Source organism: Micromonospora sp. M51, assembly GCF_018070305.1.
Classification (GTDB): domain Bacteria; phylum Actinomycetota; class Actinomycetes; order Mycobacteriales; family Micromonosporaceae; genus Micromonospora; species Micromonospora parva.
Window position 1 is genome coordinate 1 of the sequence record NZ_JAGPXZ010000451.1, and the last position, 5,047, is coordinate 5,047.

The 5,047-nt window shown below is 72.5% G+C and carries 3 protein-coding genes; 2 read left to right on the plus strand and 1 reads right to left on the minus strand.

What is annotated here, in order from left to right; genetic code table 11:
* Positions 1–2,691 (plus strand): phosphoenolpyruvate carboxylase (gene ppc, locus KBX53_RS21830; protein ID WP_210861324.1); only part of this gene is annotated, 2,691 nt, incomplete at its 5' end.
* A gap of 71 nt (positions 2,692–2,762) precedes the next feature.
* Here the strand turns inward: ppc and KBX53_RS21835 are convergent.
* The gene (locus KBX53_RS21835) at positions 2,763–3,563 is read right to left on the minus strand and encodes a hypothetical protein (protein ID WP_210861326.1); all 801 of its coding nucleotides are present in this window, start codon (positions 3,561–3,563) and stop codon (positions 2,763–2,765) included.
* 54 nt (positions 3,564–3,617) lie between these two features.
* On the opposite strand from KBX53_RS21835, the gene KBX53_RS21840 reads away from it, so the two are divergent.
* The gene (locus KBX53_RS21840; protein ID WP_210861328.1) at positions 3,618–4,793 is read left to right on the plus strand and encodes a DNA recombination protein RmuC; all 1,176 of its coding nucleotides are present in this window, start codon (positions 3,618–3,620) and stop codon (positions 4,791–4,793) included.
* The last annotated feature ends 254 nt before the right edge of the window (positions 4,794–5,047 follow it).

Sequence of the window (5,047 nt, forward strand, 5' to 3'; positions counted from 1 at the left end):
GAGGGTCGCCCGCTGCTCGACCTCGTCGAGGAGATCCGCGCCCAGGTCCGCAGCGACGCCCCGGCGGCCGCGCAGCGCCTCGGCGGGCTCGACGTGACCACCGGCACCAAGTTGGCCCGCGCCTTCTCCACCTACTTCCACCTGGCCAACATCACCGAGCAGGTGCACCGCGCCCGGGATCTGCGCCGCCGTCGCGCGGTGCAGGGCGGCTGGCTGGACCAGGCCGCCAAGATGATCGCCGAGCGGGGGGTGCCGGCCGAGGAGATCGCCAACGCCGCTCGCCGGCTCGCGGTGCGACCGGTCTTCACCGCGCACCCGACCGAGGCTGCCCGTCGGTCGATCCTGTCCAAGCTGCGGGCGATCGCCGACGAGTTGGACACCGAGACCGCCAACGCGATCCTCTACGGCGCCAGCGACGAGGGCCCGGCCAACCGCCGGTTGGCCGAGCTGCTCGACCTGATGTGGCAGACCGACGAGCTGCGGCTCGACCGGCCGGACCCGACCGACGAGGCCCGCAACGCGATCTACTACCTGCGCGACCTGTACGCGGAGGCCGCCCCGCAGGTGCTCGACGACCTGGCCGACACGCTGCGCACGCTCGGCGTGGAGACCTCACCGACGGCCCGGCCGTTGAGCTTCGGCACCTGGATCGGCGGCGACCGCGACGGCAACCCGTTCGTCACCCCGGCGGTCACCCGCGAGGTGCTGACCATCCAGCACGAGCACGGCATCGCCGCCACCGAGAAGGCGATGGACCACCTGATCAACGAGGTCTCGGTGTCCCGCCGACTGCGCGGGGTGTCCCTGGACCTCTCCGCCAGCCTCGCCGCCGACCTGGACGCGCTGCCCGAGGTGGCGCAGCGTTTCCGCCGGGTCAACGCGGAGGAGCCGTACCGGCTCAAGGCGCGCTGTGTGAAGGCGAAGCTCGCCAACACCCGGCTGCGGTTGCGTCAGGGCACCGCGCACGTGCCCGGTCGGGACTACCGGGGCTCCGCCGAGCTGGTCGCCGACCTGGACCTGCTGCGCGCCTCGCTGGCCCGCAACTCCGGGCAGCTCACCGCGGTCGGCCGGCTGGCCTCCACCATCCGTACGGTCTCCGCGTTCGGCCTGCACCTGGCCACCATGGATGTCCGGGAGCACGCCGAGGCGCACCACGCGGTGCTCGCGCAGCTCTACGAGGCGGTCGGCGAGGTCTCCGACTACCCGGCGCTGACCCGGCTGGAACGCACCAAGCTGCTCGCCGACGAGCTGACCGGCCGCCGGCCGCTGTCCACGCTGGACACGTCGCTCACCGAGCCGGCCCGCAAGACGTTCGACGTGTTCAGCACCATCCGGGAGGCACAGGACCGGTTCGGCGCCGAGGTGATCGAGTCGTACATCATCTCGATGACCCTGGGCGTCGACGACGTGCTGGCCGCCGTGGTGCTGGCCCGCGAGGCCGGCCTGGTGGACGTGCACAGCGGGCGGGCCCGGATCGGGTTCGTGCCGCTGCTGGAGACCCCGGCCGAGCTGAACGCCGGCGGTGAGCTCCTCGACGAGTTGCTGTCACTGCCCGCGTACCGGGCGCTGGTCACCGCCCGCGGCGACGTGCAGGAGGTCATGCTCGGCTACTCCGACTCGAACAAGGAGGCCGGGATCACCACCAGCCAGTGGTCGATCCACCGGGCGCAGCGCGCGCTGCGCGACGTGGCCGCCCGGCACGGCGTGCACCTGCGGCTCTTCCACGGCCGGGGTGGCACGGTCGGGCGTGGTGGCGGTCCGACGCACGAGGCGATCCTGGCGCAGCCCTACGGCACGATGGACGGCGCGATCAAGGTGACCGAGCAGGGCGAGGTGATCTCCGACAAGTACACCCTGCCCTCGCTGGCCCGGGAGAACCTGGAGTTGACCCTCGCCGCGGTGCTCCAGGCGACCCTGCTGCACACCGCGCCCCGGCAGCCGGCCGAGATGTTGGAGCGCTGGGACGCGACGATGGACGTGGTCTCCGAGTCGGCGTTCCGGTCCTACCGGTCGCTGGTAGAGGACCCGGACCTGCCGGCGTACTTCTGGGCGTCCACCCCCACCGAACTGCTCGGCGCGCTCAACATCGGCTCCCGGCCGGCGAAGCGCCCGAACACCGGCGCGGGACTGTCCGGGCTGCGGGCCATCCCGTGGGTGTTCGGCTGGACGCAGACCCGGCAGATCGTGCCGGGCTGGTTCGGCGTCGGTTCCGGGCTGGCCGCCGCCCGCGAGGCGGGGCTGGCGGACGTGTTGGCCGAGATGCACCGTAACTGGCACTTCTTCCGCACGTTCCTGTCGAACGTCGAGATGATGCTGACCAAGACCGACCTGAGCATCGCCCGCCGGTACGTCGAGACGCTGGTGCCGAAGAAGCTGCACCCGATCTTCGAGCAGATCGAGCGGGAGTACGAGCTGACCAAGCGGGAGGTGCTGGCGGTCACCGCCTCACCGGCCCTGCTGGAAAACTCGCCGGTGCTCCAGCGCACCCTGGCCGTCCGCGACACCTACCTGGAGCCGCTGCACCACCTGCAGGTGGCGCTGCTGCGGCAGTACCGGGAGTCGGGTGCCGCCGGGCGGGCCATCGCCACCGCCCCGGGCGGCCGACGCGCACCGAGCGACGGCACCGCCCTGGAACGCGCGCTGCTCACCACCGTGAACGGCATCGCCGCCGGAATGCGCAACACCGGCTGATCATCAGGTACGACGACGGGCCCCGGTCACCGCGACCGGGGCCCATCGTTCGTAGGTCGGCGGAACGACGCTCAGAAGTCGCCGCCCCCGAAGTCACCGCCGCCGAAGTCCCCACCGCCGAAGTCCCCACCGCCGAAGTCCCCGCCGGCGTAGTCCCCGCCGAAGTCCCCACCCTGGTCGCCGCCACCGAAGTCCTGGTCGCCGCCCTGGTCGACGCCGTCACCGAAGCCCTCCTGGTAGCCGGCGTCGTAGCCGTACCCGGGGTCGGCGAAGGCGGGCGAGAAGAGCGCGTCGGCGATCAGGATGCCGCCGAGCACGCCGGCGCCGGCGCCCAGCGCCGTCTTCCACCAGGGCGTCGAATACCACCCTGCCGGCACCGGACGGCCCTGATAACGCCCACCGGGGTAGTAGTAGGGCGTTTCCCGGCCGGGTTGCGGCCCGGCCCGGAAGGTCTGCCCCTGCACGTCGACCTCGCGCTCCTTGGTGAGCTGCCCCACGCCCCGCGCGGCGGCCAGCGCCGGCACCTCGGGGCCGGGGTCGATGCCCATCGCGGTACGCGCCGCCCGGATGTACGCCAGCCCTTCCAGCGCGGTCTCCCGGGCCAGGGCGAACTGGTGCGGCGTACGCGCCTGCTCCAGCTGCGAGCCGGCGGCGTTGTACCGCTCACCGGCGTCGGCCAGCGCCTGGCGCACCGCCGGGTCGTCGCCGTGCAGGTTCATCAACTGGCCGCCGAGGCGCTCGTACCACCGCTGCGCCTCCGCGCGGGCGTCGCCGAGCTCGGTGCGTCGGCGGGCACCGGCCTGGGCGCGGATGAGCGCGGCTGCGCCCAGCGCGCCGACCAGCACCACGGCGAGGCAGAGCAGAAGTTCCATGTCATCGAACGTACCCCCGGGTGTCACGTCGTATCCGTCTGGCAAGCTCCGGTGATGGACGTCTCGACGTTGCTCCTGGTGATGGTGTGCCTCGGCGTCGGCGGGGCGGTGGGCTGGCTCGCGGCCCGGTCCCGCTCGGCGGCCGACATCGCCCGTCTCGACGCCACCCTGGCCGCCACCCGGGAGGGCGAGGGCCGGCTGGAGCAGTCCATGCGGGCGTTGAGCTACGAGGCCACCGCGCAGTCCCAGGAGGCGGTGGCCAGGGCGGTCGCGCCGCTGCACGACACCCTGCGCCGCTACGAGCAGCGGGTGGCCGAGCTGGAGCACGACCGGGTCGACGCGTACGCCGAGCTGCGCGAGCAGGTCCGCTCCATGACCGCGGTCTCGGGTGAGCTGCGCACCGAGACGAAACAGCTGGTGGCGGCGCTGCGCGCACCGCAGGTGCGGGGTCGCTGGGGCGAGCACCAACTGCGCCGGATCGTCGAGGCTGCCGGCATGCTGGAGCACTGCGACTTCTCCGAGCAGGTCACCGCCGACAACGACGGGCAGGTTGTCCGCCCGGACCTGGTGGTCCGGCTGCACGGCGGTCGCTCGGTGGTGGTGGACGCCAAGGCGCCGTTCGACGCGTACCTGACCGCCATGGAGGCCCGCGACGAGCGTGGCCGGGACACCCACCTCGACGCGCACGCGCGGCACCTGCGGGGGCACGTGGACGCGTTGGCGGCCAAGTCCTACTGGTCGGCGTTCGACAGCGCACCCGAGTTCGTGGTGCTGTTCGTCCCCGCCGACCCGTTCCTCGACGTCGCGCTCCAGCGTGACCCGACGCTGCTGGAGCACGCGTTCACCCGCAACGTGGTGCTGGCCACGCCGGCCACGCTCGTCGCACTGCTCCGCACTGTCGCCTACTCCTGGCGGCAGGAGGCACTGGCCCGCAACGCGCTCGCGGTGCACACCCTCGCCCGGGAGCTGTACGGCCGGTTGTCCACCCTGGGCGATCACGTGGGCAAGCTCGGGTCCTCGTTGGCGGGCGCGGTGACCGCCTACAACCGGGCGGTCGGCTCGCTGGAGGCCCGGGTGCTGGTCAGCGCCCGCAAGCTCGCCGAGTTGGGCGTCTCGGACGACGAGTTGGCCACGCCGGCCCAGGTCGAGCTGACGCCCCGGCAGCCGCAGGCACCCGAGTTGGTCGATCCGACCGACGGCGAGGTCGAGGCCCGCTCACCGGCTATGTGACAGTGCGTGTGCCCTCATGTCACGAAGTGGTCACAAGGGGCTGACCGGTAGTGACAGTGTTCATCGATACCACGAAAGATTCTGCTCACCCGAGCGCCCTTCTCTGAGGGGCCCTGTTCTCTGGAGGTAAAGAGAACGTGAGCAGACTCCGAAACCTGAGCCGGCGCACCTCAGCCGCGCTCTTCGCGTCGGTCCTGGCGGCGAGCGCCGCGACCGCCGTTGGCGGTGCCGCCACCGCGGCCGCCGCTCCCGCC